Annotated in this window: 18 protein-coding genes; 15 read left to right on the top strand and 3 right to left on the bottom strand. The window is 71.8% G+C overall.

From position 1 onward, the window contains the following. Positions 1 to 200 precede the first annotated feature (200 nt). Positions 201 to 1,724 (top strand): gamma-aminobutyraldehyde dehydrogenase, encoded by a 1,524-nt coding sequence (locus ACFPP6_RS31340; RefSeq protein ID WP_382049585.1) that lies wholly within the window; start codon positions 201 to 203, stop codon positions 1,722 to 1,724. 119 nt (positions 1,725 to 1,843) lie between these two features. On the opposite strand, the gene ACFPP6_RS31335 is transcribed toward ACFPP6_RS31340, so the two are convergent. Beyond that, positions 1,844 to 2,299, bottom strand: a complete 456-nt coding sequence (locus ACFPP6_RS31335; protein WP_382049583.1) for a phospholipase — start codon at positions 2,297 to 2,299, stop codon at positions 1,844 to 1,846. Positions 2,300 to 2,542: 243 nt separating this feature from the next. Here ACFPP6_RS31335 and ACFPP6_RS31330 point away from each other — a divergent pair, with 243 nt between their 5' ends. The 6 genes from ACFPP6_RS31330 (at position 2,543) to ACFPP6_RS31305 (ending at position 8,896) form a co-directional block, all read left to right on the top strand. Next, entirely contained in the window at positions 2,543 to 3,739 is a 1,197-nt protein-coding gene (locus ACFPP6_RS31330) for a polyamine ABC transporter substrate-binding protein (protein ID WP_382049581.1), read from the top strand. Between the two features lie 110 nt (positions 3,740 to 3,849). After that, on the top strand, positions 3,850 to 5,013 hold the full coding sequence (locus ACFPP6_RS31325; protein WP_382049579.1) for an ABC transporter ATP-binding protein: 1,164 nt from the start codon (positions 3,850 to 3,852) through the stop codon (positions 5,011 to 5,013). Further along, positions 5,013 to 5,936: an ABC transporter permease gene (locus ACFPP6_RS31320; protein ID WP_382049577.1), complete on the top strand. Its 924-nt coding sequence runs from the start codon at positions 5,013 to 5,015 to the stop codon at positions 5,934 to 5,936. The genes ACFPP6_RS31325 and ACFPP6_RS31320 overlap by 1 nt, the downstream gene beginning before the upstream one ends. Further along, positions 5,936 to 6,766 (top strand): ABC transporter permease, encoded by an 831-nt coding sequence (locus tag ACFPP6_RS31315; protein ID WP_382049575.1) that lies wholly within the window; start codon positions 5,936 to 5,938, stop codon positions 6,764 to 6,766. The genes ACFPP6_RS31320 and ACFPP6_RS31315 overlap by 1 nt, the downstream gene beginning before the upstream one ends. A gap of 4 nt (positions 6,767 to 6,770) precedes the next feature. Next, complete coding sequence (locus ACFPP6_RS31310; RefSeq protein ID WP_382049573.1) at positions 6,771 to 8,183, top strand: NAD(P)/FAD-dependent oxidoreductase; 1,413 nt, start codon at positions 6,771 to 6,773, stop codon at positions 8,181 to 8,183. A 251-nt stretch (positions 8,184 to 8,434) separates the two neighbouring features. Continuing rightward, the gene (locus tag ACFPP6_RS31305) at positions 8,435 to 8,896 is read left to right on the top strand and encodes a bifunctional DNA primase/polymerase (RefSeq protein WP_382049571.1); all 462 of its coding nucleotides are present in this window, start codon (positions 8,435 to 8,437) and stop codon (positions 8,894 to 8,896) included. On the opposite strand, the gene ACFPP6_RS31300 is transcribed toward ACFPP6_RS31305, so the two are convergent. Further along, positions 8,823 to 9,635 carry a phosphatase PAP2 family protein gene (locus tag ACFPP6_RS31300; protein WP_382049569.1) on the bottom strand — a complete coding sequence of 271 codons (813 nt, stop codon included), beginning with the start codon at positions 9,633 to 9,635 and terminating at the stop codon, positions 8,823 to 8,825. The two genes, ACFPP6_RS31305 and ACFPP6_RS31300, sit on opposite strands and share 74 nt — an antisense overlap. Positions 9,636 to 9,967: 332 nt before the next feature. Continuing rightward, entirely contained in the window at positions 9,968 to 11,317 is a 1,350-nt protein-coding gene (gene gabT, locus ACFPP6_RS31295) for a 4-aminobutyrate--2-oxoglutarate transaminase (RefSeq protein WP_382049567.1), read from the bottom strand. A gap of 418 nt (positions 11,318 to 11,735) precedes the next feature. Between gabT and ACFPP6_RS31290 the strand changes: the two genes are divergently transcribed. The 8 genes from ACFPP6_RS31290 to ACFPP6_RS31255 form a co-directional block, all read left to right on the top strand. After that, a complete protein-coding gene (locus ACFPP6_RS31290) occupies positions 11,736 to 13,859 on the top strand; it encodes an ATP-binding protein (RefSeq protein WP_382049721.1) in 2,124 nt (707 codons plus the stop codon). Between the two features lie 100 nt (positions 13,860 to 13,959). Next, complete coding sequence (locus ACFPP6_RS31285) at positions 13,960 to 15,615, top strand: PucR family transcriptional regulator (RefSeq protein WP_382049565.1); 1,656 nt, start codon at positions 13,960 to 13,962, stop codon at positions 15,613 to 15,615. A gap of 378 nt (positions 15,616 to 15,993) precedes the next feature. Next, positions 15,994 to 17,439, top strand: a complete 1,446-nt coding sequence (locus tag ACFPP6_RS31280) for an aldehyde dehydrogenase family protein (protein WP_382049563.1) — start codon at positions 15,994 to 15,996, stop codon at positions 17,437 to 17,439. Between the two features lie 336 nt (positions 17,440 to 17,775). Continuing rightward, complete coding sequence (locus ACFPP6_RS31275; RefSeq protein WP_382049561.1) at positions 17,776 to 18,735, top strand: NADP-dependent oxidoreductase; 960 nt, start codon at positions 17,776 to 17,778, stop codon at positions 18,733 to 18,735. 369 nt (positions 18,736 to 19,104) lie between these two features. Then, a complete protein-coding gene (locus tag ACFPP6_RS31270; RefSeq protein WP_382049559.1) occupies positions 19,105 to 21,039 on the top strand; it encodes an acyl-CoA dehydrogenase family protein in 1,935 nt (644 codons plus the stop codon). 212 nt (positions 21,040 to 21,251) lie between these two features. Then, on the top strand, positions 21,252 to 22,529 hold the full coding sequence (dxr, locus tag ACFPP6_RS31265; protein WP_336012660.1) for a 1-deoxy-D-xylulose-5-phosphate reductoisomerase: 1,278 nt from the start codon (positions 21,252 to 21,254) through the stop codon (positions 22,527 to 22,529). Then, the gene (locus ACFPP6_RS31260; RefSeq protein ID WP_382049557.1) at positions 22,526 to 23,827 is read left to right on the top strand and encodes a M50 family metallopeptidase; all 1,302 of its coding nucleotides are present in this window, start codon (positions 22,526 to 22,528) and stop codon (positions 23,825 to 23,827) included. Before dxr ends, ACFPP6_RS31260 begins: the two co-directional genes overlap by 4 nt. A 174-nt stretch (positions 23,828 to 24,001) precedes the next feature. Next, positions 24,002 to 24,493 (top strand): flavodoxin-dependent (E)-4-hydroxy-3-methylbut-2-enyl-diphosphate synthase (locus tag ACFPP6_RS31255; RefSeq protein WP_382049555.1); only part of this gene is annotated, 492 nt, incomplete at its 3' end.

The following is a 24,493-nucleotide window of genomic DNA, read 5'->3' as shown; positions in this document are numbered from 1 at the left end:
CCGCACGGGCCCCGGTCCCCGGCCGCCCGTTTGCGGGGCCCCGTGCGGCACTCGGAGGCTCGCCTCTAACTGATTCCGTCGCAGGGCATGCGGACTGCGACGGAATCCCTTGTTGGTTGCGTCCTCCTCTGCCAGGATCGGCTTCGGCCCCCTGCGCGGTGCAGCGCAGAAGTGGCGCAGCCGGCCGGAGGAGTGTGTTGATGGGCGCGACGGATCAACGGTTCGATGCGGCGGGGCGGTTCGCCGGTGGAGCCCAGTACGTCGGTGGCCGGTTGCGCCCCGGCACCTCGGGCCGCACGCACGGGGTCGTGGACCCCGCCACGGGCGAAGAGATCCTCCGGTACGAGCCGGCCGGTCCCGAGGACGTGGACGCCGCCGTCACGGCCGCTGCGGGGGCCCTTCCCGCGTGGGCGGGAGCGACCCCGGGGGAGCGCTCCGGCGCACTGCACCGGTTCGCGGGCGTGCTTGCGGACCGCGCGGAGGAGTTCGCCCGTGCGGAGTCCGCCCAGTGCGGCAAGCCGATCCGCCTCACCACCGAGTTCGACGTGCCGGGCACCGTGGACAACACCGCCTTCTTCGCGGGCGCGGCGCGCCACTTGGAGGGCCGGTCCGCCGGCGAGTACAGCGGTGACCACACCTCCTACGTGCGCCGCGAGCCGATCGGTGTGGTGGGTTCCATTGCGCCCTGGAACTACCCCCTGCAGATGGCCGCGTGGAAGGTCCTCCCGGCGATCGCTGCGGGCAACACGATCGTGCTCAAACCCGCCGAGCTGACGCCCCTGACGTCGTTGATGTTCGCCCAGGCCGCCACCGAGGCCGGCATCCCCGACGGCGTCGTGAACGTGGTCTGCGGGGCCGGCGCGGACGCGGGGGAGCGCCTCGTGGGCCACCCGGACGTCGCCATGACGTCGTTCACCGGATCGACGGCGGTCGGCAGGCGCGTCGCCGAGATCGCCACGCGGACGGTCAAGCGGCTCCACCTCGAACTCGGCGGCAAGGCCCCGTTCGTCGTCTTCGACGACGCCGACCTCGAGGCGGCCGTGCACGGGGCGGTCGCCGGCGCCCTCATCAACACCGGGCAGGACTGCACCGCGGCCACCCGCGCCTACGTCCAGCGCCCCCTGTACGACGCGTTCGTCTCCGGGGTCGCCGACCTGATGGCGTCCGTGCGCCTCGGCGACCCCTTCGACCCCGCCACCGACCTCGGCCCGCTCGTCTCGTACGCCCAGCGGGACCGCGTCGCCGGCTTCGTGGACCGGGCGCGTTCGTACGCCACCGTGGTCACCGGCGGCACGGCGCCCGCGGGCGAGCTGGTCAAGGGCGCGTACTACCGCCCCACGCTCGTCACAGGAGCCGCTCAGTCCAGCGAGATCGTCCAGGACGAGGTCTTCGGCCCCGTGCTCGTCGTACTGCCCTTCGACAGTGACGACGAGGGCATCGCGCTCGCCAACGACACGCCGTACGGGCTGGCGGCCTCCGCGTGGAGCCGGGACGTCTACCGCACGGGGCGGGCCACCAGGGAGATCAAGGCGGGCTGCGTGTGGGTCAACGACCACATTCCGATCATCAGCGAGATGCCGCACGGCGGTTACCGGGCATCAGGCCACGGAAAGGACATGTCAGCGTATTCCTTCGAGGAATACACCCAGATCAAACACGTCATGTCCGACAACACCGCGGTGGCCCGCAAGCCCTGGCACCGGACCGTTTTCTCCCTGGGCTGACGTCCTGTTTCCCGCGCCGGTTCTCCTTCAGGCCTCCTGCCGGTTCTTGTCCCGCTCCTCGAACTCGTTTTCAGGCCGGTCCTCCTCGTTTTCAGGCCGGTCCTCGTGCCGGCCGGGAATCACGGGCCGCCGTGCTTGCGGACCTCGCCGTAGTAGACCCCGGCCCAGTATTTGCAACTGCCGGTTTTCGCCTTGGGCAAGGTCCGGCAGTAGGCGTACATGTCCGCCTTGAAATTCTTGTCCACGGCGAGACGCGTGGTGTGGTCGAACCGGCCTTGCTTCTTGTAGTTCCGGTAGCCGAAGTCGTGCCGCTGGCAGGACGGAAGGAAGTTGAAGCCCATGGGCCGGTTGGGCGCCTGGGAACAGCCGTCCGACGACCAGTCGAGCTTGTCGCTGCGGCTCTTGTCGTCGCGTACGGAGTCGTCGCGTACGGACTGGAACCGGTCCATCGAATAGTCGAAGAGCAGTTTGTCGGTGTAGGTCTGGAGGGGAGGCTTCGGTGACGGTTGGGCGATTGCCGGTTCGGCTGCGGCCCCCATGAGCAGTGCGGCGCCCAGTGCCGCGATCGCTGTCACTCTTTTTCTGTAAGCCAACGGTTTTCCCCGTTTTCCGTGTTCCGTGCCGCGAGCGGATTTGCGCTGCTCGCTCGCTCCCCTGTGAGCAGGCATCAGGTTGGCAGGTTCATGCCTGAGGGGTCCATGGGGATCGTGGCACTGTTGCGTAACCAAAAGGCAACAACGGAATCCCTTGTTCAGGTCGAGTTGCTCTGCCAGGATCCTCGCTCAAAGTCCGTTGGAGCTACGGAAAGGGCACCTTGCATGGAGCGCTACCAGCCACGGACCACCGTGAACCGGCGGAGTCTGCTGCGGGCCGGCGGAGCAGGTGCACTCGCCTTCGGCGCGCTCGCATCCCTGGCCGGCTGCGGCATCCCGCCCGCCGGGCGTCCTGAGGGCGCTCTGGGCGCCTCCGAGGACCGCTCCGCGCACGAGCGGACCCTCGCCTTCTCCAGCTGGACCGAGTACATCGACACCGGCGCGGACGGCACGAGCCGCCCCACGCTCGACGACTTCAGGCGCTCGACCGGCGTCGCGGTGACGTACACCGAGGACATCAACGACAACGTCGAATTCTTCGGCAAGGTCGGCAAACAGCTCGCCGCCGGCCAGGACATAGGCCGGGATCTGATCTGCGTCACCGACTGGATGGCCGGCCGCATGATCAGGCTCGGCTGGGCCCGGCGGCTCGACGCGGCTCACCTGCCCAACGCGTACGCCAATCTCGCCCCGGGATTCCGTGCCCCCGACTGGGACCCCGGGCGCGTCCACTCCTATCCGTGGACCGGAATTCCCGCCGTCATCGCCTACAACCGCAAGGCCACCGGCGGCCGCAAGGTCGACTCCGTGTCCCAGCTCCTGGACGATCCGCGGCTCAAGGGCCGCGTCGGGCTCCTCTCCGAAATGCGCGACACGGTCGGCCTCACGCTTCTCGACATGGGCACGAGGCCCGAAGCGGTCACCACCGAGGAATACGACGCCGCCGTCACCCGCCTGCGCCGGGCCCGCGACCGCGGACAGATCCGCCGCTTCACCGGCAACGACTACACGGGCGACCTCAACAAGGGCGACATCGCCGCCTGCATCGCCTGGGCGGGAGACCTGGTCCAGCTCCAGGCCGACAACAGCGACATCCAGTACGCGATCCCGGACGCGGGCTACATGCTTTCCAGCGACAATCTTCTGGTCCCCAGCACCGCCCGCCACCAGAGGAACGCCGAGCGCCTCATCGATTACTACTACCAGCCCAAGGTCGCCGCGCGCCTCGCCGCCGCCATCAACTACGTCAGCCCGGTCGCCGGGCTGCGGGACGAGCTCGCGAAGATCGACAAGAAGCTGGCCGAGAACAGCCTGATCATCCCCAGCGAGGCGATGCTGGCGAAGGCCCACGCCTTCCGCTCCCTGACCGCCGCCGAGGAGAAGGCGTTCGAGGCCGCCTTCTCCGAGCTCACCGGCGCCTGATCCGCCGAAACGGGCCACCGGCGCGGCGCCCGGCCCCGGACATATGAGAACGTACGCGGCTGTACGTGCCGCACGTGCTCACGCCCCCGAGACCCCTGGACCCGAGACCCATGACAACAACCGCCCCGACCGACAGCAGCAGCGGCACGGACGTCCGCCTCACCGCCATCAGCAAGAGCTACGGCGCCTTCACCGCCGTCCACCCGCTCGACCTGAGCGTCCCCGCCGGCTCCTTCTTCGCCCTGCTCGGCGCCTCAGGCTGCGGCAAGACCACCACCCTGCGCATGATCGCCGGCCTGGAGCAGCCCACCGCCGGCACCGTCGAGCTCGCCGGCCAGGACGTCACCGCCCTCCCCCCGCACAAGCGCCCCGTCAACACCGTCTTCCAGAGCTACGCGCTCTTCCCGCACCTCGACATCTACGAGAACGTCGCCTTCGGCCTGCGCCGCCGCGGCATCAAGTCCGTCAAGAAGCAGGTCGGCGACATGCTCGACCTCGTCCAGCTCGGCGACTACGCCCGCCGCAGGCCCCACCAGCTCTCCGGTGGCCAGCAGCAGCGCGTCGCCGTCGCCCGCGCCCTGATCAACCACCCCCAGGTGCTGCTGCTCGACGAGCCCCTCGGCGCCCTCGACCTCAAGCTGCGCCGGCAGATGCAGCTGGAGCTCAAGCGCATCCAGACCGAGGTCGGCATCACCTTCATCCACGTCACCCACGACCAGGAGGAGGCCATGACCATGGCCGACACGGTCGCGGTCATGAACGCCGGACGGGTCGAACAGCTCGGCGCCCCCGCCGACCTCTACGAGACCCCCCGCACCACCTTCGTCGCCAACTTCCTCGGCACCTCGAACCTCATCACCGCCGAGGTCCTCGACACCTCCGGCGAGACCCTCGTCCTGCGCGCCGCGGACACCAAACTCGCCCTGCCCCGTGCGCGATGTACCACCGCCCCCCGCGCGGGTGGGAAGCTCCTCGTCGGGATACGGCCGGAGAAGATCACCCTGACGCACGCCGACGACGCCGGCACCGTCCCCGAGGGGCGCAACCGCGTCCACGGCCGCATCACCGCGTCCAGCTTCATCGGAGTCTCCACCCAGTACCTCGTCGACAGCCCCGTGGCCACGGGCCTGTCCGTCTACGAGCAGAACATCGAGCGCGACAGCCGCCTCGCCCCGGGCGCCGACGTCGTCCTGCACTGGAACCCCGGGCACAGCTTCGGCCTGGACGCCGCACAGAGCATCGAGGCGGGCACGGACACGGGGGAGGGCACCTGATGGCACTCGTCACCGACCAGCCCCCTGCGGCCCCCACGCCGCCCCTCCGCACGGCCGCACGGGGCAGGAAGCTCACCCCGTACTGGCTCCTGCTCCCCGGCATCCTGTGGCTGCTCGTCTTCTTCGCCGCCCCGCTCGTCTACCAGGCCTCCACCTCTGTACAGACCGGATCGCTCGAAGAGGGCTTCGACGTCACCTGGCACTTCGCCACGTACTGGGACGCGCTGACCGAGTACTACCCCCAGTTCCTGCGCTCCGTCGCCTACGCCGCGACCGCCACGGCGCTCTGCCTCGCCCTCGGCTACCCGCTGGCCTACCTCATCGCCTTCAAGGCAGGCCGGTGGCGCAACCTCCTGATGATCCTCGTCATCGCGCCGTTCTTCACCAGCTTCCTGATCCGCACCCTCGCCTGGAAGACGATCCTCTCCGACGGCGGCCCCGTCGTCTCCGCCCTCGCGAGCCTGCACGTCCTCGACGTCACCGACGCCCTCGGGGTCACCGAGGGGCACCGCGTGCTCGCCACGCCCCTGGCCGTCGTCTGCGGCCTGACCTACAACTTCCTGCCGTTCATGATCCTGCCGCTGTACACGTCCCTGGAGCGCATCGACGCGCGGCTGCACGAGGCGGCCGGCGACCTCTACGCGCGCCCGCTGACGACCTTCCGCAAGGTGACCTTCCCGCTGTCCATGCCCGGCGTCGTCGCCGGCACGCTGCTCACCTTCATCCCCGCCACGGGCGACTACATCAACGCCGAGCTGCTCGGCTCCACCGACCAGAAGATGATCGGCAACGTCATCCAGTCCCAGTTCCTGCGCGTCCTGGACTACCCGACCGCCGCCGCCCTGTCCTTCATCCTCATGGCCGCCATCCTCGCCATGGTCACCGTCTACATCCGCAAGTCCGGGACGGAGGACCTGGTCTGATGACTGCTGCGCCCGCCCGCCAGGCCATCCTCTCCAGCCGCCCCGTGCGGTGGCTCCGCCGCAACCTCGTCGTGCTCGCGGGGCTGGCCACACTGGCCTACCTCGTGCTGCCCAACGTCGTCGTCACCGTCTTCTCGTTCAACAAGCCCAACGGCCGCTTCAACTACGAGTGGCAGCGCTTCTCCACCGACGCCTGGACCGACCCGTGCGGCGTCGCCGACCTGTGCGGCTCCCTCTCGCTCAGCCTGCAGATCGCCGTCTGGGCGACCGTGGGCGCCACCGTCCTGGGCACGGCGATCGCCTTCGCGCTCGCCCGCTACCGCTTCCGCGCCCGGTCCTCCGTCAGCACCCTGATCTTCCTGCCGATGGCCATGCCCGAGGTCGTCATGGCCGCCTCGCTGGCCACCCTCTTCCTCAACATGGGCGTCACCTTCGGCTTCTGGACCATCCTGATCGCCCACATCACGTTCTGCCTGAGCTTCGTGGTGACGGCCGTCAAGGCCCGGGTGATGTCCATGGACCCCCGGCTCGAACAAGCCGCCCAGGACCTCTACGCCACCCCGCTGCAGACCTTCCTGCGGGTCACCCTCCCGATCGCCGCCCCGGGCATCGTGGCGGGCGCCCTGCTCTCCTTCGCCCTGTCCTTCGACGACTTCATCATCACCAACTTCAACGCCGGCTCGACTGTGACCTTCCCCATGTTCGTCTGGGGATCCGCACAACGGGGCACACCCGTTCAAATCAATGTCATCGGAACGGCGATGTTCGCCGTCGCCGTGCTGTGCGTCCTCGCCGGTCAGCTGATCGGCGGGCGCCGAAAAGGGAGCTGAGAACATGGCCGCTCGTGCCATGAACCCTGTCCAAGCACTTTCCTACGCCGCCCCCCGGCCCTACTGGCTCGACGACCCCTCCCGGCCGGAGGCGCTCCCCGCGCTCGTCGGCGACGAGCACTGCGACCTGCTCGTCGTCGGCGGCGGATACTCCGGACTGTGGACCGCGCTCCTCGCCAAGGAGCGCGACCCCGGCCGGGACGTCGTCCTCATCGAGGCCCAGGAGACCGGCTGGGCCGCCTCGGGCCGCAACGGCGGCTTCTGCTCCGCCTCCCTCACCCACGGCTGGGCCAACGGCGCGGCACGCTGGCCGGACGAACTCACCACGCTGCACAAGCTCGGCCTGCAGAACCTCGACGACATCGAGGCCACCCTCACCCGCCACGGCATCGACTGCGACTTCGAGCGCACCGGCGAGATCGACATCGCCACCGCCCCGCACCAGGTGCACGAGTTGCAGGAGGCCGCGGAGGAGCTCGAGGCCCTCGGCATCACCGGGTACGAGTATCTCGGCCGGGAGGCCCTGGGCGCCGAGGTCCACTCCCCGACCTTCCTCGCCGGACTCTGGGACCGCGACGGGGTGGCGATGCTGCACCCCGCCCGGCTCGCATGGGGCCTCAAGCGCGCCTGCACGGAGCTCGGCGTGCGCATCTACGAGCACACGCCGGGCACCGAACTGTCCTCCCGCGCCGCCGGCATCGCCGTACGCACCCCCTACGGGCGCGTCTACGCCCGGCACGCCGCGCTCGGCACCAACGCCTTCCCCTCGCTCGTCAAGCGCGTCCGCCCGTACATCGCCCCCGTCTACGACTACGCGCTCATGACGGAGCCCCTGAACGCCGAACAGCTCGACGCCGTCGGCTGGAAGGGACGGCAGGGACTGGGAGACGCCGCCAACCACTTCCACTACTTCCGCATCACGCCCGACCACCGCATCCTGTGGGGCGGTTACGACATCGTCTACCACTACGGCGGCGGCGTCCGGACGGAGTACGACCACCACCCGGCCACGTACCAGAAGCTCGCCGAGCACTTCTTCCGCTGCTTCCCCCAGCTCGAAGGCGTGCGCTTCACCCACACCTGGGGCGGCGCGATCGACACCTGCTCGCGCTTCTCCGCCTTCTTCGGCACGGCGCACGGCGGCAAGGTCGCCTACGCCCTCGGCTACACGGGCCTGGGCGTCGGCGCCACCCGCTTCGGCGCCGACGTCATGCTCGACCTGCTCTCCGGGGAGCGCACGGAGCGGACCGAGCTGGAGATGGTGCGCAGCAAACCGCTGCCGTTCCCGCCCGAGCCGGTGCGCTCCATGGGCATCGGCATCACCCAGTGGTCGATGACGAAGGCCGACGAGAACGGCGGCCGCCGCAACCTGTGGCTGAAGGCCATGGACAAGGTGGGCCTGGGGTTCGACAGCTGAGGGTGGGCGGGGGCCTCGTGCCTGGTGCCGGGCGGCCCCATGCCGGGCCCCATGCCGCGCTCCGCGCCCCTGGCCCCATGCAGGCGCCGGGCCCCGCCCCGTGCGCCCCGAGGGCGCACGGGGGCACGCCGTCCGGCGGACAGTGAACCCTTCACCTCCGGTCGGACCCGGAAAACCGCGTAATGATCCGCACTCCGCGGCCTCTCCATCCGTGAACGCAGGACGAGCGAACACGGAACGGAGGCACTGCCATGAGTGACGACGCGGGGCAACGGAGGGCCGTGGAGTGGCTGGCGACGGCCGCACCGGACCCCGGGACCTGCCGGTGGGAGTGGGAGCGCAACCCCCTCGGGGTGGCGCTGCTGCCCGCCGGCAGGCTCTGGGACGTTCTCATCCTTCCCAGCGAGCTGGGCCGCCCCACGCTGGAGGTCCTCACCCGCTGCACCGCACGGGTCGGTCCCGTCCTGGCCGACTTCGGTGACTGCCGCATGGGCTTCTTCGTCCCCCCGGGCACTGCCGCGAGGTGGTTCGCCACGGGTGTACGGGCCGCCGGGGCCGGCAGCTGGGTCGTCGTCCCTCACCCGGGGCGGGCGGCTTCGGGCGTCCGCTGGGTGGTGCCGCCCGACGGCAAGGGCACGCTCACCGACCCGGCGCTGCTGGAACTGTCGATGCACGAGGCCGCCGCGGACCTGGCCGGCGGACAGGACGGGTGAGAGCCCGTGCCAGCCCCCACAACAGCACGCCGGAAAGGCACCACGCGCCCACCACGTCCAGCGGCCAGTGATAGCCGCACCGCACCAGGCCGACCGCGACGCCTGCGTTCAGGAGGACGTACGCCACTGCCGCCCACGCGCGTGCGCGCGCGTGCCGGCTGCGGGGCCTCATGCCGTCAGGGTCCGCATGGGGCGGCGCGTCGGCAGGGGCGGCGGCATGGGGCAGCGCACGGGCAGGCTCCGCATGGGGCGGCGTCACGGAGGCACCGGCACCGGCATGGGGCGGAGTGCGGAACGAGTCGGCACGGGGCGCCAGAAGCAGCAGCACAGCCGCCCCGTACGCGACGGCGGCGGTGGCCGTATGCCCGGAAGGAAAGAAGCCGTCATGCGCCCCGGTCGCGGCCATGGCCGGGGGCCCTGTGCGGCCGATCCAGGACTTCACCGGTACGACGACGGCCGGCACGGCCGCCATGGTGAGGGCTGCCCACAGCGGCGGCAGCCACGGCCTGGGGCGGCGGCGCAGCAGCGCGGACACGGCCATGGCCACGACCATCACGGGCACCGCGACCGATGCGTTGCCGAGGTCGGCGAGGAATTGCGCGACTGCGCCGGGGAACGAGGAGTCCGCCACCGTACGGCCGAGGTCCTCGTCCAGCGTCCGCACGGGGCCGCGCGCCGCGACCTGCCAGGTGACCAGAGCGAAGAGCAGCGCACAGAACGCCGGGAAGAGCCCGCGCACGAGGCGGGACCGTGCCGGCGGCCCCGGAACAGGGGGGGAGGTTCCGAGGCCGCCGTGAGGACCGGGGTGCCGCGCGCCCCGGGGGGTATGGGGCGGGCGGCCATCCGATCGGTGAGGATGTCCGGAGCGCAAGGCTCCAGTGGTGTGCGCGAAGGCACGGCCGGGTCGGCACTGGGGAAGTACCGGCTCGGCTCCGTCCGCAATCCCCTGCGGACGAGGTGTTTCTCTCATCTGCAGAAACCGTACGGCAGGGCGGGCGGTCCGGACAGCCGGATCACCCGTCCACCACCCGCTCCGCACAGGTTCTTCACCCGCATCCCCCTCACCGGCGGCTACAGGCGGGCGAAGGCGGCCTCGATGATGTCCAGGCCCTCGTTGAGCAGGTCCTCGCCGATCACCAGCGGCGGCAGGAAGCGCAGCACGTTGCCGTACGTGCCGCAGGTGAGCACGAGCAGGCCCTCCGCGTGGCAGGCCTTGGCGAGCGCGCCGGCGGCCTCCGGGTTGGGGTCCTTGCTGCCGGACTTCACCAGCTCGATCGCGATCATGGCGCCGCGGCCGCGGATGTCGCCGATGATGTCGAACTTCTCCTGCATGGCGGAGAGGCGGCCCTTCATGACCTCCTCGATGCGCTTGGCCTTCGCGTTGAGGTCCAGCTCGCGCATGGTCTCGATCGCGCCGAGCGCCGCCGCACAGGCCACCGGGTTGCCGCCGTAGGTGCCGCCCAGGCCGCCCGCGTGCGCCGCGTCCATGATCTCGGCGCGGCCGGTGACGGCGGCGAGCGGCAGGCCGCCCGCGATGCCCTTGGCCGTGGTGATCAGGTCGGGGACGACGCCCTCGTCCTCGCACGCGAACCACTGACCGGTGCGGCAGAAGCCGGACTGGATCTCGTCCGCGACGAAGACGATGCCGTTGTCCTTCGCGAACTGCGCGATGCGCGGCAGGAAGCCCTTGGCCGGCTCGATGAAGCCGCCCTCGCCCAGCACCGGCTCGATGATGATCGCGGCGATGTTGTCGGCGCCGACCTGCTTGGTCATGGCGTCGATGGCCTGGGCCGCGGCCTCCTCGGCGCAGTTCTCCGGGCCGGTGGGCCACCGGTAGCCGTAGGCCACCGGCACGCGGTAGACCTCGGGGGCGAACGGGCCGAAGCCGTGCTTGTAGGGCATGTTCTTGGCGGTGAGCGCCATCGTCAGGTTCGTACGGCCGTGGTAGCCGTGGTCGAAGACGACGACGGCCTGGCGCTTGGTGTACGAGCGGGCGATCTTCACCGCGTTCTCGACGGCCTCGGCGCCCGAGTTGAACAGCGCGGACTTCTTGGCGTGGTCACCCGGCGTCAGCTCGGCGAGCTTCTCGCAGACCTCCACGTAGCCCTCGTAGGGCGTCACCATGAAACAGGTGTGGGTGAAGTCGGCGAGCTGCGCGGCGGCGCGGCGCACCACGGCCTCGGCGGAGTTGCCGACCGAGGTCACGGCGATGCCGGAGCCGAAGTCGATCAGCGAGTTGCCGTCCACGTCCTCGATCACGCCGCCGCCGGCGCGCTTGGTGAAGACCGGCAGCGTCAGGCCCACGCCACCCGCGACAGCAGCGTTCTTCCGGGCCAGCAGCTCCTGCGACTTCGGGCCGGGGATCGCGGTGACGATGCGGCGCTCCTGGGGGAGGGCCGGGCCTCCGGTCAGTTCGGTCATGAGGTGCTCCAGGGGGAGAGAACGGGCTTCGATCGGACTTTTAGTCGCAGGCTAGGGGTGTGAGCGGGGGTCGGGCATGTTCCGTTCGGGAGAAGTGGGCGCGTCGCGTTGTCCGTACCGGACATGGCGGGGCGTGACGGGTCCGTCAGCGCGTTCCCCGGGTGATCATGCGCTCGGCATGGCCGGGGACGCTGAACTCGCCACGGCCGACCACTAGATTGAGCGGCGGCGCGCACTCAGACGAGACAGCCAGAAGCCGGCCGGCGGGGGGCGAGGGGCAGCGATGGAGCACGAGGGCACGTACGACGCACCGGGCGCACGGGGCCGGCTGCCCGGGGCGGCCGACGCACCGCAAGCCAGGGCTGCCGGCGCCGAGGCCTGGCCCCGGCAGCCGGCAGGCCCGCCCGCGCCTCCGCCCATGCCCCATGCGGCCCCCGTGGCGCCCCATGCGGCGCCCCCCGCCATGCCTGCGGAGGCGCCGCCCCCGCCCCATGCAGTGCCGCCGCAGCCCGGCAGGGCGCCCGGAACGGCTCCGCAGGGCCGGTCCCCGTTCCTCACCTGGCTCCGTACGCCCCGTGTCGCCGCGGGCCCCGGCATCTGGGCTTACGGTTACCGCCCCAAGCCGCCGGAGGAACCGGACCGCATCCCGGGCCGGCAGCTCCTCAGCGGGGCGGTCATCGCCCTCCTGTGCGGCTGGCTGCTGGGATCCCTGCTGTGGAACGGCTACCTCGGCTCCTACTGGCTGTGGCCGCTGACCGTTCTGACCCCCGACTCGTGGCACAGCGGCATGGCGGCGGTGTGGACCATCTACACCTATTACGCCGTCTGCCTGGGTGTGCTCATCTACGTTTTCGGCCGCCTGGGGCGGTGGCCCCAGGTCTGGCGGCGGTACTTCGCGCCGCTGCTGTCGCGGCTGTGGGACGACGGCGGAGCCCTTCCGGCCGCCGTGGGAGGCGGCCACCGCCAGGACCCGGCCGACTGGCCCCAGCTGCGCGGCGCGGGCGCGCACGAGGCGGCGGAACGCCTCGCCGCGGAAGCACGCGCCGGGCTGATGAACGACGTCGACCACGCCCGTATCGAGCGGGCCTGGCAGACCGTACGCGTGCAGCCGGGGCGGCTCGCGGCCTTCACCGAAACCGTTCTGCGGCACGGGGCGGCCGCCTGCGCGCACCCGTCCGGTGCACGCGATCTGCCCGTACGCGCCGCGCGCCACGACCTCGTCACCCGGCAGGTACGCATCGGCACCGCTGTGGACGACGAGCGCAACCCTTACGTGCACCGGGGCGCCGGGTTCGCCCTCGACCCCCGTCTGCTCGGCACGTCCCTGCTCGCCGTCGGCCCACCCGGCAGCGGCAAGACCGACCGGCTGATCCGCCCCGTGCTGGAGTCGCTGTGCCTGCAGGCGCTCGCCGGCCGGGCGGCCGTCGTCGCGGTCGGCGCGGCGGGGGCGGGCCTGGCGCCCGACGAGGCGTTCGACGTCGTGGTGCGCATCGGCCGGCCGGACTCCGCGTACGACCTCGACCTCTACGGCGGCACCGACGACCCCGACGAGGCCGCCGCCGTCCTCGCCGAGGGCCTCGTGGGCGACCTCACCGCCACGCTGCCGGGCGAAGGCGGCCGACGGGCCGCAACCGTGCTGGCCCAGATCCTCGGTCCCTACCGGGCAGCTCACGGCCGCTTCCCGTCCGTCCCCGAACTGCGCGAGCTCCTGGACGGCTCGCCCGCCGCCGTGGCCTCCCTGCGCGCCGCCCTCACGGACGCGGGGCAGGAGGCCCTCATCCGCGAGCTCGACGCACGCGAGCGGCAGGCGCACCGTCCCGGCGACGCCGGCCCCATGCTCGCCGACCGCCTCGCGCTGCTCGACCGCCCCGCCTTCGCCCGCTTCTTCGACACCACCGACCCTTCGCGCACCTTCTCCCTGCGCGCCCTGGAGCATCCGCTGCGCGTCCGGATCGACCTGCCCGAGCGCGGGCACGCCGAAGCGTCACGGATGCTGGCCCGGCTCGTCCTCGCCCAGTTCACGGAGTGCGCTGTTGCGCGGGGCGATCGTTCCCTCTTCGCGTGCCTCGTCCTCGACGACGCCACCCACACCGTCACCCCCGAGGCCGTACGGGGCCTGGCGCGGCTCCGCTCGGCCAATGCGGGAGCGCTGCTCACCCTCCGTACGCTCGACGACGTACCCGACTCCCTGCGCAGCGCGCTGCTGGGCTCGGTCGGCTGCCGCATGGCGTTCTCCGGCGTCACCACCTGGGACGGGGCGCGCTTCGCGGAAGTGTGGGGCAAGGAGTGGGTGGAGACCCGCGACGTCACCGACCGTCAGATCATCGCCCACGAGCCTCTGACCCGCGTCACGCATGTGGTGCGCAGGCTGGTCACGGGGCGGGCGGTGACCGCGCAGTCGGTGACGGTGCGCAAGGTGGAGCGGGAGCGCTGGTCCGCCTCCGAGCTGGCCCACGGGGTGCCGGCGGGGCATGCGGTGCTGTCGGTGACCTCCGTGCGGGGGAACAGCGCGCCGCCGGTGCTCGTCGACCTGCAGCGGTGAACCGGTTCGTGTTACCGGTGATTGCTCCACTGAGGCAGAATCGGTCGCAGATGTTCATACGCGACGGCACTTTTGCCACGACGCCCCTCCCGAAGGTGCCATGCCCCTCACGCTCGCCTCACTCGTCCACCACTCCGCGCTGAAACTCACCGTCCTCGCGGGGGAGGACCGGCTGGACAGGCCCGTCCGCTGGGCGCACGTCAGCGAGCTGGCCGATCCCGTGCCGTGGATGGACGGCGGCGAGCTGCTGCTGATCACCGCGCTGAAGATCGACGCGGAGGACCCCGAGGCCATGCGGCAGTACGTCCGCCGCCTCGTGCGCGCGGGCGTCGTCGGCCTCGGCTTCGCGGTCGGCGTCAATTACGAGCGGGTGCCGGAGGCACTGGTCGACGCCGCGGGGGACGAGGGCCTGCCGCTGCTGGAGGTGCCCCGCCGTACGCCCTTCATCGCCATCACGAAGGCGGTATCGGCAGCCATCGCGGCCGACCAGTACCGGGCGGTGACGGCCGGATTCGAGGCCCAGCGCGAACTGACCCGCGCCGCCCTGGGCCCGGAGGGGCCGGCGGCCCTCGTCGCGCGGCTCGCCGTGCACCTCGACGGCTGGGCGGCGCTGTACGACGCCTCGGGCTCCGTCGTCGCGGCGGCGCCCGAATGGGCTGCGCGCCGGGCCGCGCGCCTCGGAGCGGACGTCGAGCGGCTGCGGGAGCGCCCCGCGCCCGCCACCGCCGTCGTGGGCACGGATCCCGCCGAGGAGGGAGCCGACCGCGTCGAGCTGCAGTCCCTCGGCTCCGGGCGGCGCGCACGGGGGGTCCTCGCCGTCGGCACGGGCGCGCCCCTGGGAACCGCCGAGCGCTACGCCGTGCACTCCGCCATCGCCCTGCTCACGCTCACGACCGAGCGCTCCCGGGCCCTGCAGGAGGCGGAGCAGCGACTGGGCGCGGCGCTGCTGCGCATGCTCCTCGCAGGCGAACCCGACCATGCGCGGGCCGTGGCCGGGGACCTCTACGGAAGCCTGCTGGACGCTCCGTTCCGGGTGATCGTCGCGGAGGCGGTGGAGGTCCCCGCCGACGCCGACAGCATCGGCCAGGAGGGAGAGGGCGAGCCCCCCGTGGAGCCGCTGGCTGTACTCGCGGACACCCTGGAGACCGCCGCGGGCCGGGTGGCGGAGCCGCTGCTGGTCGTCCCGGACGGCGAACGGCTCGTCGTGCTTGCGCCCGACGGCGGGGCGGTCGCCGCGGCATGCGGGGAACACGCCCGTGCCATAGAAGCCCGCCGTGGGACGAAGGCGCGGCCTCGGGACCGCAGCGCCGCCACCCCCGCCTGCGACCTCGTCATCGGCCTGTCCGCCCCCGCGGGGCCCATCGCCGCCGCGGCCGCCTTCCGCCAGGCGGAGCAGGCCCTGTCCGTCGCACGCCGTCGCGGCAGGGTCCTCGTGGAGCACGAAGAGGTCGCCGCCGGCTCGGTGCTGCCGCTCCTCGCGGACGACGCGGTACGCGCCTTCGCGGACGGCATGCTGCGGGCCCTCCGCGAGCACGACGCGACCGGCCGCGGCGACCTCGTCGCCTCCCTGCGCGCCTGGCTCTCCCGCCACGGCCAGTGGGACGCGGCGGCGGCGGACCTCGGCGTCCACCGCCACACGCTGCGCTACCGCATGCGCCGGGTGGAAGAGATCCTGGGCCGCTCCCTCGACGATCCCGACGTCCGTATGGAGCTGTGGCTGGCCTTGAAGGCGACTGCGGCTGCGGGACAGGAGTAGAACCCTCGAACGCCGGAGGGGCGGCAGGGGCTCGTATGCCCTGGGAGCCTCGGGGGCCGCGGTCCGGCATGGGGGGCTGCATGGGGCGCGGCCTGACCGGCACGGCGCCGTGCCGGGGAGCGAGCGCGCGGGCGGCACGGCCCCATGCGGGTGGCCCCCCTCGGCCCCATGCGCGCCGCATGGGGCGCGCCCCACCGTCGGCCCCATGCCGTTGCGAAGGCCCACGGCCCTGAGCCCTGCAGGCGTACGAGGCGCCGCCACTCCGCCATTGCGGTGCCCCTTGCGCCGGTACTGCTCCACCGCGGACAATCGGCGCCCGGCCGCCCCGCACCTACCGTGGGGGAGCAATATCCACACCACTTGGGAAGGGCCGGGATTGTGACTGCTCCCCACGCGTTCTGGCTGGCCGGCCGCGAGGCCACCGGCGAGGAGACCTTCGACGTCACGAACTCCTGGGACGGCCGTCTCGTCGGCACCGTGAGCGTGCCCACCGAGGCACAGGTCGAGGAGGCCGTGGCCGCCGCGTACGCCGTCCGAGAGGAGTTCGCGGCGACGCCCGCGCACGTGCGGACCGCCGCCCTCGACCACGTCGCGAAGCGGCTGACCGAGCGCACCGAGGAGATCGCCCAGCTCATCTCCGCCGAGAACGGCAAGCCCATCAAGTGGGCCCGCGGCGAGGTCGGCCGCGCCGTCTCCGTCTTCCGCTGGGCCGCCGAGGAGGCTCGCCGCTTCAACGCCGGCGACGCGCAGCGCCTCGACACCGACGCGGGCGGCACCGGCCGCCTGGCGCTGACCCGCCGCTTCCCGCGCGGCACCGTTCTGGGCATCGCCCCGTTCAACTTCCCGCTGAACCTGAGCGCCCACAAGGTCGCCCCCGCGATCGCCGTCGGTGCGCCGATCATCCTCAAGCCCGCTCCGGCGACCCCGATCTCCTCCCTCGTGCTGGGCGAGATCCTGGCCGAGACGGACCTGCCGGCGGGCTCCTGGAGCGTGCTGCCGGTCCCGAACGACCGCATGCCCGCCCTCGTCCAGGACGAGCGCCTGCCGGTCATCTCCTTCACCGGCTCCGGGCCGGTCGGCTGGTCGATCCTCGACTCCGCCCCCCGCAAGCACGTCACCCTCGAGCTCGGCGGCAACGGCGCGGCCGTCGTCCTGGCCGACTGGTCCTCCGAGGAGGACCTCGACTGGGCCGCACAGCGCATCGCGACGTTCTCGAACTACCAGGGCGGCCAGTCCTGCATCTCGGTGCAGCGCGTCATCGCCGACGCCTCGCTGTACGAGCGCCTCGTGCCCAAGGTCGTGGCCGCCGTCGAGGCACAGGTCACCGGTGACCCGTCGGACGCCGCGACGGACGTCGGCCCGCTGGTCAGCGAGGACGCCGCCAAGCGCGTCGAGTCCTGGGTGGACGAGGCCGTGGAGAAGGGCGCCGCTCTGCTCACCGGCGGCAAGCGCGACGGCGCGACCTACGCCCCGACCGTGCTCGCGGACGTGCCGGCCGACGTGACCATCGCCTGCGAGGAGGTCTTCGGCCCCGTCCTGACGATCACCAAGGCCGAGGGCGAGGAGGCCGCTTTCGCCGCCGTCAACGACTCGCCGTACGGCCTGCAGGCCGGCGTCTTCACGCACGACCTGCAGACGGCGTTCCGGGCGCACCGCGCCCTGGAGACCGGCGGCGTCATCATCGGCGACGTGCCGTCCTACCGTGCGGACCAGATGCCCTACGGCGGCGCCAAGCAGTCCGGCGTGGGGCGCGAGGGCGTGCGCTACGCGATGGACGACTACACCTACGAGCGAGTGCTCGTCCTGACGGGCCTGGCGCTCTAGCAGGAACTGCCGGAACCGCCTGCAGGCACCTGCCCGTAGGCAGAGAAGTCCCGTCCGACGGCCGGGGCGCGCACGGAGCGCGCCCCGGCCATCGGAGTTTGCCCGCACCCCGCCCGGCTGCCTGCATGGGGCGCGGGACCAGGGCCCCATGCGGAGGCTCCGTGCGCCGCCCCATGCGGCCGGCCGCAGAGAGCAGCAGCGCCCCCTCTCCCGCCACCCCGCGCTCCCGGCTGGCCGGATCCTTCCGAACCGTGGCAGTCAGGCCACTCGTGGCCACCCTTGATCTCCGGAAGTCTGGGGGCATCGAAACGGCACGACCGCAAGGAGCGCACCGCCATGACCGCAGCACCCGCCCGCATGCACGCCATCCGCCAGGAGTCCGCCGGCGGCCCCGAGGTGCTGCGCCTGGTCGAGACCGACCGCCCCGTGCCGGGGGCCACCGAGATCCTGGTGCGGGTACGGGCGGCAGGGGTCAACCCGGTGGACTGGAAGACCCGGGCGCGCGGCTCGTACTACACGGGGGACACCCCGCCCTTCGGCCTCGGCTTCGACGTCTCCGGCGTGGTCGAGGAGGTCGGTGACGGCGTGACGCTGTACGCCCCGGGCGACGAGGTGTACGGCATGCCGCGCTTCCCGCACCCCGCCGGTGCCTACGCCGAGTACGTCGCCGCGCCTGCCCGGCACTTCGCCCCCAAGCCGCAGGGGCTCGACCACGTACAGGCCGCCGGCCTGCCCCTCGCCGCGCTCACCGCGTGGCAGGCCGTCGTGGACACGGCCCGCGTCACCGAGGGTCAGCGCGTGCTGATCCACGCGGCGGCGGGCGGCGTGGGCCACCTGGCCGTCCAGATCGCCAAGGCGCGGGGCGCGTACGTCATCGGCACGGCCAGCGCCGGCAAGCACGACTTCCTGCGGGGCCTGGGAGCCGATGAACTCATCGACTACCGCGAGCAGGATTTCGCCGAGGAGCTCGGCGACCTCGACGCGGTCGTGGAGTCCATCAGCGGCGACTACCCGGCCCGCTCACTGCGCACCCTCCGCCCCGGCGGCATCCTCGTCTCGCTGCTCCCTTTGACGGAGCCGGTCCTCGCCGAGGCGCGCGAGCGCGGCATCCGGGCCGTCCGGATGATGGTCGAGCCCGACCTCGCGGGCCTGCGGAGCATCAGTGAGCTCGTCGAGACCGGGCGGCTGCGCACCGAGATCGCGGCCGTCCTGCCGCTCGCCGAGGCCGGCAAGGCCCACGAGCTCGGCGAGACGGGCCGCACCTCCGGGAAGATCGTGCTCACCGTCGGCGACTGACCGCCCACCCACGTCACCAGCCCCATGCCGCGGCCCCATGCGGTACGCACGGCACACGGGCGGGGCTGCTGGAGGCTGGCCTCATGCCTGCACAGTGCGCCCCGTAGCTCCGTAGCCCCGTAGCCCCCCGCCCCCGGGCGTGGGCCGCGGAGCGCGGAGCGCACTGAGCTTGCGCTGCCCGGGGTGCTCGCCCACCCCACCTCCTCCCGCATGAGGCCCGCCCCGCGCCCCGCACGGGGCCCCCGCTGCTCCTCGGGCCGGAACGTTGCGCGAGGTCTGGTAGATGCCGGGAGGATCGGGTACATACGGTCCAGTAGTACCGGTCGGTAGCCGACCGGGACGGCCCCGACTGAAGCGGCGAGGTGCCTCATGACCGCACCATCCGTACGACAGGTCTCCGAGCGCGAAGCACGCCAGGTCGCCGAAGCGGCCCGGGAGCAGGACTGGAAGAAGCCGAGCTTTGCCAAGGAACTCTTCCTCGGCCGGTTCCGCCTCGACCTGATCCACCCGCATCCGACGCCCGCCATGGAGGACGTACGGCGCGGCGAGGAGTTTCTTTCGAAACTCCGCGACTTCTGCGAGACGCGCATCGATGCCGCCCGGATCGAGTGCGAGGCGAGGATCCCGGACGAGACGGTGAACGGGCTCAAGGAGCTCGGCGCCCTCGGCATGAAGATCGACACCAAGTACGGGGGCCTCGGGCTCACGTCGGTCTACTACAACAAGGCTCTCGCCGTCGTGGGCTCCGTCAGCCCCGCTGTCGGAGCGCTGCTCTCCGCCCATCAGTCCATCGGGGTGCCCCAGCCGCTCAAGCTCTTCGGCACCCAGCAGCAGAAGGAGACCTTCCTGCCGCGGTGCGCCCGCACCGACATTTCGGCGTTCCTGCTCACCGAGCCGGACGTCGGCTCCGACCCCGCGCGCCTCGCCACCTCCGCGGTCCCCGACGGCGACGACTACATCCTCGACGGGGTCAAGCTCTGGACGACCAACGGGGTCGTCGCGGACCTGCTGGTCGTCATGGCGCGCGTCCCCCGGAGCGAGGGCCACAAGGGCGGCATCACGGCCTTCGTCGTCGAGGCCGCGGCGGAGGGCGTCACCGTCGAGCGCCGCAACGCCTTCATGGGCCTGCGGGGCATCGAGAACGGTGTCACCCGCTTCCACCAGGTGCGCGTCCCCGCCGCCAACCGCATCGGCCCGGAGGGCTCAGGGCTCAAGATCGCTCTGACGACGCTCAACACCGGACGGCTGTCCATCCCCGCCATGTGCGTCGCCGGCGGCAAGTGGGCGCTGAAGATCGCCCGTGAGTGGTCCACGGCGCGCGAGCAGTGGGGCAAGTCCATCGCCAAGCACGAGGCGGTCGGATCGAAGATCGCTTTCATCGCGGCGACCACCTTCGCCCTGGAGGCCGTCCTCGACCTCTCCGGCCAGATGGCTGACGAGAACCGCAACGACATCCGCATCGAGGCCGCCCTCGCCAAGCTGTACGCCAGTGAGATGGCCTGGCTGATGACCGACGAACTCGTGCAGATCCGCGGCGGACGGGGCTACGAGAGCGCCGCCTCGCTCGCCGCACGGGGCGAGCGCGCCGTCCCCGCCGAGCAGATGCTGCGCGATGCGCGCATCAACCGCATCTTCGAGGGCTCCACGGAGATCATGCACCTGCTGATCGCCCGCGAGGCCGTGGACGCCCACCTCTCGGTCGCGGGCGACCTGATCGACCCGGACAAGTCCCTGGGCGACAAAGCCCGCGCAGGGGCCCGCGCAGGGGGCTTCTACGCCCGCTGGCTGCCCAAGCTGGTCACCGGCCCCGGGCAGCTCCCGCGCACCTACGCGGAATTCCACCCCGCGGGCCACCGCGACCTCGCCACCCACCTGCGCTACGTCGAGCGTTCCTCGCGCAAACTCGCCCGCTCCACCTTCTACGCCATGTCGCGCTGGCAGGGCCGCATGGAGACCAAGCAGGGCTTCCTCGGCCGCATCGTCGACATCGGCGCGGAGCTCTTCGCGATGAGCGCGGCGTGCGTCCGTGCGGAGCGGCTGCGCGCCGAGGGCGAGCACGGTACGGAGGCGTACGAGCTCGCCGACGCCTTCTGCCGGCAGGCCAGGATCCGCACGGAGGAGCTCTTCGGGCGGCTGTGGACGAACACCGACGACCTCGACCGCAAGGTCGTCTCCGGAGTGATGTCCGGGGCGTACGAGTGGCTCGAGGCCGGCATCCTCGACCCCAGCGGCGACGGCCCCTGGATCGCGGACGCCACCCCCGGCCCCGCCAAGACGGACAACGTCCACCGCCCCATCCGCTGAGCCCGCCGCCCCGCGCGCGGCGCCGTCCGCCCCGCGCGGGGTGCTCGCCGCCCCATGCGAGTACGTCCCTGCCCCATGCGGCAAGCCTCGCCTCATGCGGCCCCGCCCCCGCCCCCATGCGGCAAGCCCCGCCCCTGCCCCCCACCGGCCCCCCGAGAGGCGGACAGGGGCTCCCTGTCCGTTCTCCGCTCGGAAGACGCAACAATGAGTCCATGACGGACTCCCTCGCTGACCCGCATCTGCGCTACTCCGCCCCCACCGCCGCGGGCGAACCGCGCGAGATCGTGATCCTCGGTTCCACCGGCTCGATCGGGACCCAGGCCATCGACCTCGTGCTCCGCAACCCCGACAGGTTCCGGGTGACCGGTCTGTCGGCCGCCGGCGGCCGCGTGGGGCTCCTCGCCGAGCAGGCGCGGCAGCTGCGGGTGCGCACCGTCGCCGTCGCCCGGGCGGAGACGGTGCCCGCGCTGCGCGAGGCGCTGGCGGCGCTGTACGGGGCGGAGCCGCTGCCCGAGATCCTGGCGGGGCCCGAGGCGGCCACCGAGCTGGCGCGGAGCGAGTGCCACACCGTCCTGAACGGCATCACCGGCTCGATCGGCCTGGCGCCGACCCTGGCGGCCCTGGAGGCCGGCCGGACGCTCGCGCTGGCCAACAAGGAGTCGCTGATCGTCGGCGGCCCGCTGGTCAAGGCGCTCGCCAAGCCCGGCCAGATCATCCCCGTGGACTCCGAGCACGCCGCGCTCTTCCAGGCGCTGCTGGGCGGCACGCGCGCCGAGGTCCGCAAGCTGGTCGTCACGGCCTCGGGCGGGCCCTTCCGGGGCCGTACGAAGGCCGAGCTGGCCTCCGTGACCCGCGAGGACGCCCTCGCGCACCCGACCTGGTCCATGGGGCCGGTGATCACGATCAACTCCGCGACCCTGGTCAACAAGGGCCTGGAGGTCATCGAGGCGCACCTGCTGTACGACATCCCGTTCGAGCGCATCGAGGTCGTCGTCCACCCGCAGTCCTACGTCCACTCGATGGTGGAGTTCGTGGACGGCTCCACGCTGGCCCAGGCCACCCCGCCGGACATGCGCGGCCCCATCGCCATCGGCCTGGGCTGGCCGGAGCGGATCCCGGACGCGGCCCCGGCCTTCGACTGGTCCACGGCCTCCACCTGGGAGTTCTTCCCGCTCGACGAGGAGGCCTTCCCGTCGGTCGCCCTCGCCCGGCACGTCGGCGAGCTCGGGGGCACCGCGCCCGCCGTCTTCAACGCGGCCAACGAGGAGTGCGTCGACGCCTTCCTCGCGGGCGGGCTGCCGTTCAACGGGATTGTCGATACGGTCGCGGAGGTGGTGGCGGAACACGGCACGCCCACCACGGGAACCCGCCTCACCGTCGCGGACGTCTTGGAAGCGGAGGCCTGGGCACGCGCCCGGGCCCGTGAACTGGCAGCGCGGACGGCCCCGGCGGCCCGTACCGCGAAGGCGACCTCGGAGGCCCGCGCATGACGACACTGATGACGGTCCTCGGGATAGTCGTCTTCGTGGTGGGCCTGCTCTTCTCGATCGCCTGGCACGAGCTCGGCCACCTGTCGACCGCGAAGCTCTTCGGCATCCGCGTGCCGCAGTACATGGTCGGCTTCGGGCCGACGATCTTCTCGCGGAAGAAGGGCGAGACCGAGTACGGGATCAAGGCCATCCCGCTCGGCGGCTACATCCGCATGATCGGAATGTTCCCGCCCGGCGCGGACGGACGGATCTCCGCCCGCTCCACCTCGCCGTGGCGCGGCATGATCGAGGACGCCCGCTCGGCCGCCTTCGAGGAGCTCCGGCCCGGTGACGAATCCCGGCTCTTCTACACGCGCAAGCCGTGGAAGCGCGTCATCGTGATGTTCGCCGGGCCGTTCATGAACCTCGTCCTGGCCGTCGTGATCTTCCTCGGCGTGATGATGTCCTTCGGGATCAACACGCAGACGACGACCGTCTCCACCGTCTCCGACTGCGTCGTCGCGGCCAGCGCCCAGACGGACAAGTGCGGCAAGGGCAATCCGGACTCCCCGGCCAAGGCCGCCGGCCTCAAGCCGCGCGACAAGATCGTGGCGTTCAACGGGCACCGTACGGACGACTGGGCCACGCTCCAGAAGGAGATCCGCAAGACCACCGGCCCCGCCACGGTCACCGTCGAGCGGGACGGCGTCCGCAAGACCCTGAACGCGAACCTGATCTCCAACCAGGTCCAGAAGTACGACGGCAAGGGCGCGCCCATCAAGGGGCAGTACGTGACCGCCGGCTTCCTCGGCTTCGCGCCCGCCACGGGCGTCGTGCCGCAGACCTTCGGCCAGTCCGTCGACCGTATGGGCGACATGGTGCAGTCCGGCGTCGAGTCGCTGATCGCACTGCCGAGCAAGGTCCCGGACCTGTGGAACGCCGCCTTCGACGGCGGCGAGCGCAAGGCGGACTCCCCGATGGGCGTCGTCGGCGCGGCGCGGGTCGGCGGCGAGGTGTTCAACCTCGACATCCCGCCGTCGCAGCAGATCGCCACCATGCTGTTCCTGGTCGCGGGCTTCAACCTCTCGCTGTTCCTGTTCAACATGCTGCCCCTGCTGCCGCTGGACGGCGGGCACATCGCCGGGGCCCTGTGGGAGTCCGTGCGGCGCGCCTTCGCGAAGGTGTTCCGCCGCCCCGACCCCGGTCCGTTCGACGTGGCGAAGCTGATGCCGGTCGCCTATGTGGTGGCGGGAATCTTCATCTGCTTCACTCTTCTCGTCCTCATCGCGGACGTGGTGAATCCGGTTCGGCTCACTTAGCGCGATGTGTGGACAAACGCCCGTTTGTGGCGACCGGCCGCAGTGTGTGGCCGGTCGTCTGCGTTTGAGGGGTCTCCGCGGTGGGATGTGCTTCGAACGGATCGGGTGCCGTAATCTCGAAGCGGAGCCCGCCGATCTCGGGACCTTGATTCACACCTTGGGGTTGCTCGCCACATGACTGCGATTTCGCTTGGAATGCCTTCCGTTCCGATCAAGCTCGCCGACCGCCGGGTCAGCCGCAAGATCCAGGTCGGCTCCGTGGCCGTCGGAGGCGACGCACCCGTCTCGGTGCAGTCGATGACCACGACCAGAACGTCGGACATCGGCGCCACGCTCCAGCAGATCGCGGAGCTGACGGCGTCGGGCTGCCAGATCGTGCGTGTGGCCTGCCCCACGCAGGACGACGCGGACGCGCTCCCGGTCATCGCGAAGAAGTCGCAGATCCCCGTCATCGCGGACATCCACTTCCAGCCGAAGTACGTCTTCGCCGCGATCGACGCCGGCTGCGCCGCGGTCCGTGTGAACCCGGGCAACATCAAGCAGTTCGACGACAAGGTGAAGGAGATCGCCAAGGCGGCCTCCGACGCGGGCACCCCGATCCGTATCGGCGTGAACGCCGGATCGCTGGACCGGCGCCTGCTGCAGAAGTACGGGAAGGCGACGCCC

It is taken from the genome of Streptomyces aureoversilis (assembly GCF_042657885.1).
GTDB lineage: Bacteria > Actinomycetota > Actinomycetes > Streptomycetales > Streptomycetaceae > Streptomyces > Streptomyces aureoversilis.
The sequence above is the reverse complement of the archived record's forward strand: the minus strand, read 5'-3'. Positions and strand labels throughout refer to the sequence as shown.

Bases quoted from the DNA above. Each gene is read 5' to 3' on its own strand.
- ACFPP6_RS31340 (WP_382049585.1), top strand. From the start codon at position 201: ATGGGCGCGACGGATCAACGGTTCGATGCGGCGGGGCGGTTCGCCGGT.
- ACFPP6_RS31330 (WP_382049581.1), top strand. From the start codon at position 2,543: ATGGAGCGCTACCAGCCACGGACCACCGTGAACCGGCGGAGTCTGCTG.
- ACFPP6_RS31325 (WP_382049579.1), top strand. From the start codon at position 3,850: ATGACAACAACCGCCCCGACCGACAGCAGCAGCGGCACGGACGTCCGC.
- ACFPP6_RS31320 (WP_382049577.1), top strand. From the start codon at position 5,013: ATGGCACTCGTCACCGACCAGCCCCCTGCGGCCCCCACGCCGCCCCTC.
- ACFPP6_RS31315 (WP_382049575.1), top strand. From the start codon at position 5,936: ATGACTGCTGCGCCCGCCCGCCAGGCCATCCTCTCCAGCCGCCCCGTG.
- ACFPP6_RS31310 (WP_382049573.1), top strand. From the start codon at position 6,771: ATGGCCGCTCGTGCCATGAACCCTGTCCAAGCACTTTCCTACGCCGCC.
- ACFPP6_RS31305 (WP_382049571.1), top strand. From the start codon at position 8,435: ATGAGTGACGACGCGGGGCAACGGAGGGCCGTGGAGTGGCTGGCGACG.
- gabT (WP_382049567.1), bottom strand. From the start codon at position 11,317: ATGACCGAACTGACCGGAGGCCCGGCCCTCCCCCAGGAGCGCCGCATC.
- ACFPP6_RS31290 (WP_382049721.1), top strand. From the start codon at position 11,736: ATGCCCCATGCGGCCCCCGTGGCGCCCCATGCGGCGCCCCCCGCCATG.
- ACFPP6_RS31285 (WP_382049565.1), top strand. From the start codon at position 13,960: ATGCCCCTCACGCTCGCCTCACTCGTCCACCACTCCGCGCTGAAACTC.
- ACFPP6_RS31275 (WP_382049561.1), top strand. From the start codon at position 17,776: ATGACCGCAGCACCCGCCCGCATGCACGCCATCCGCCAGGAGTCCGCC.
- ACFPP6_RS31270 (WP_382049559.1), top strand. From the start codon at position 19,105: ATGACCGCACCATCCGTACGACAGGTCTCCGAGCGCGAAGCACGCCAG.
- dxr (WP_336012660.1), top strand. From the start codon at position 21,252: ATGACGGACTCCCTCGCTGACCCGCATCTGCGCTACTCCGCCCCCACC.
- ACFPP6_RS31260 (WP_382049557.1), top strand. From the start codon at position 22,526: ATGACGACACTGATGACGGTCCTCGGGATAGTCGTCTTCGTGGTGGGC.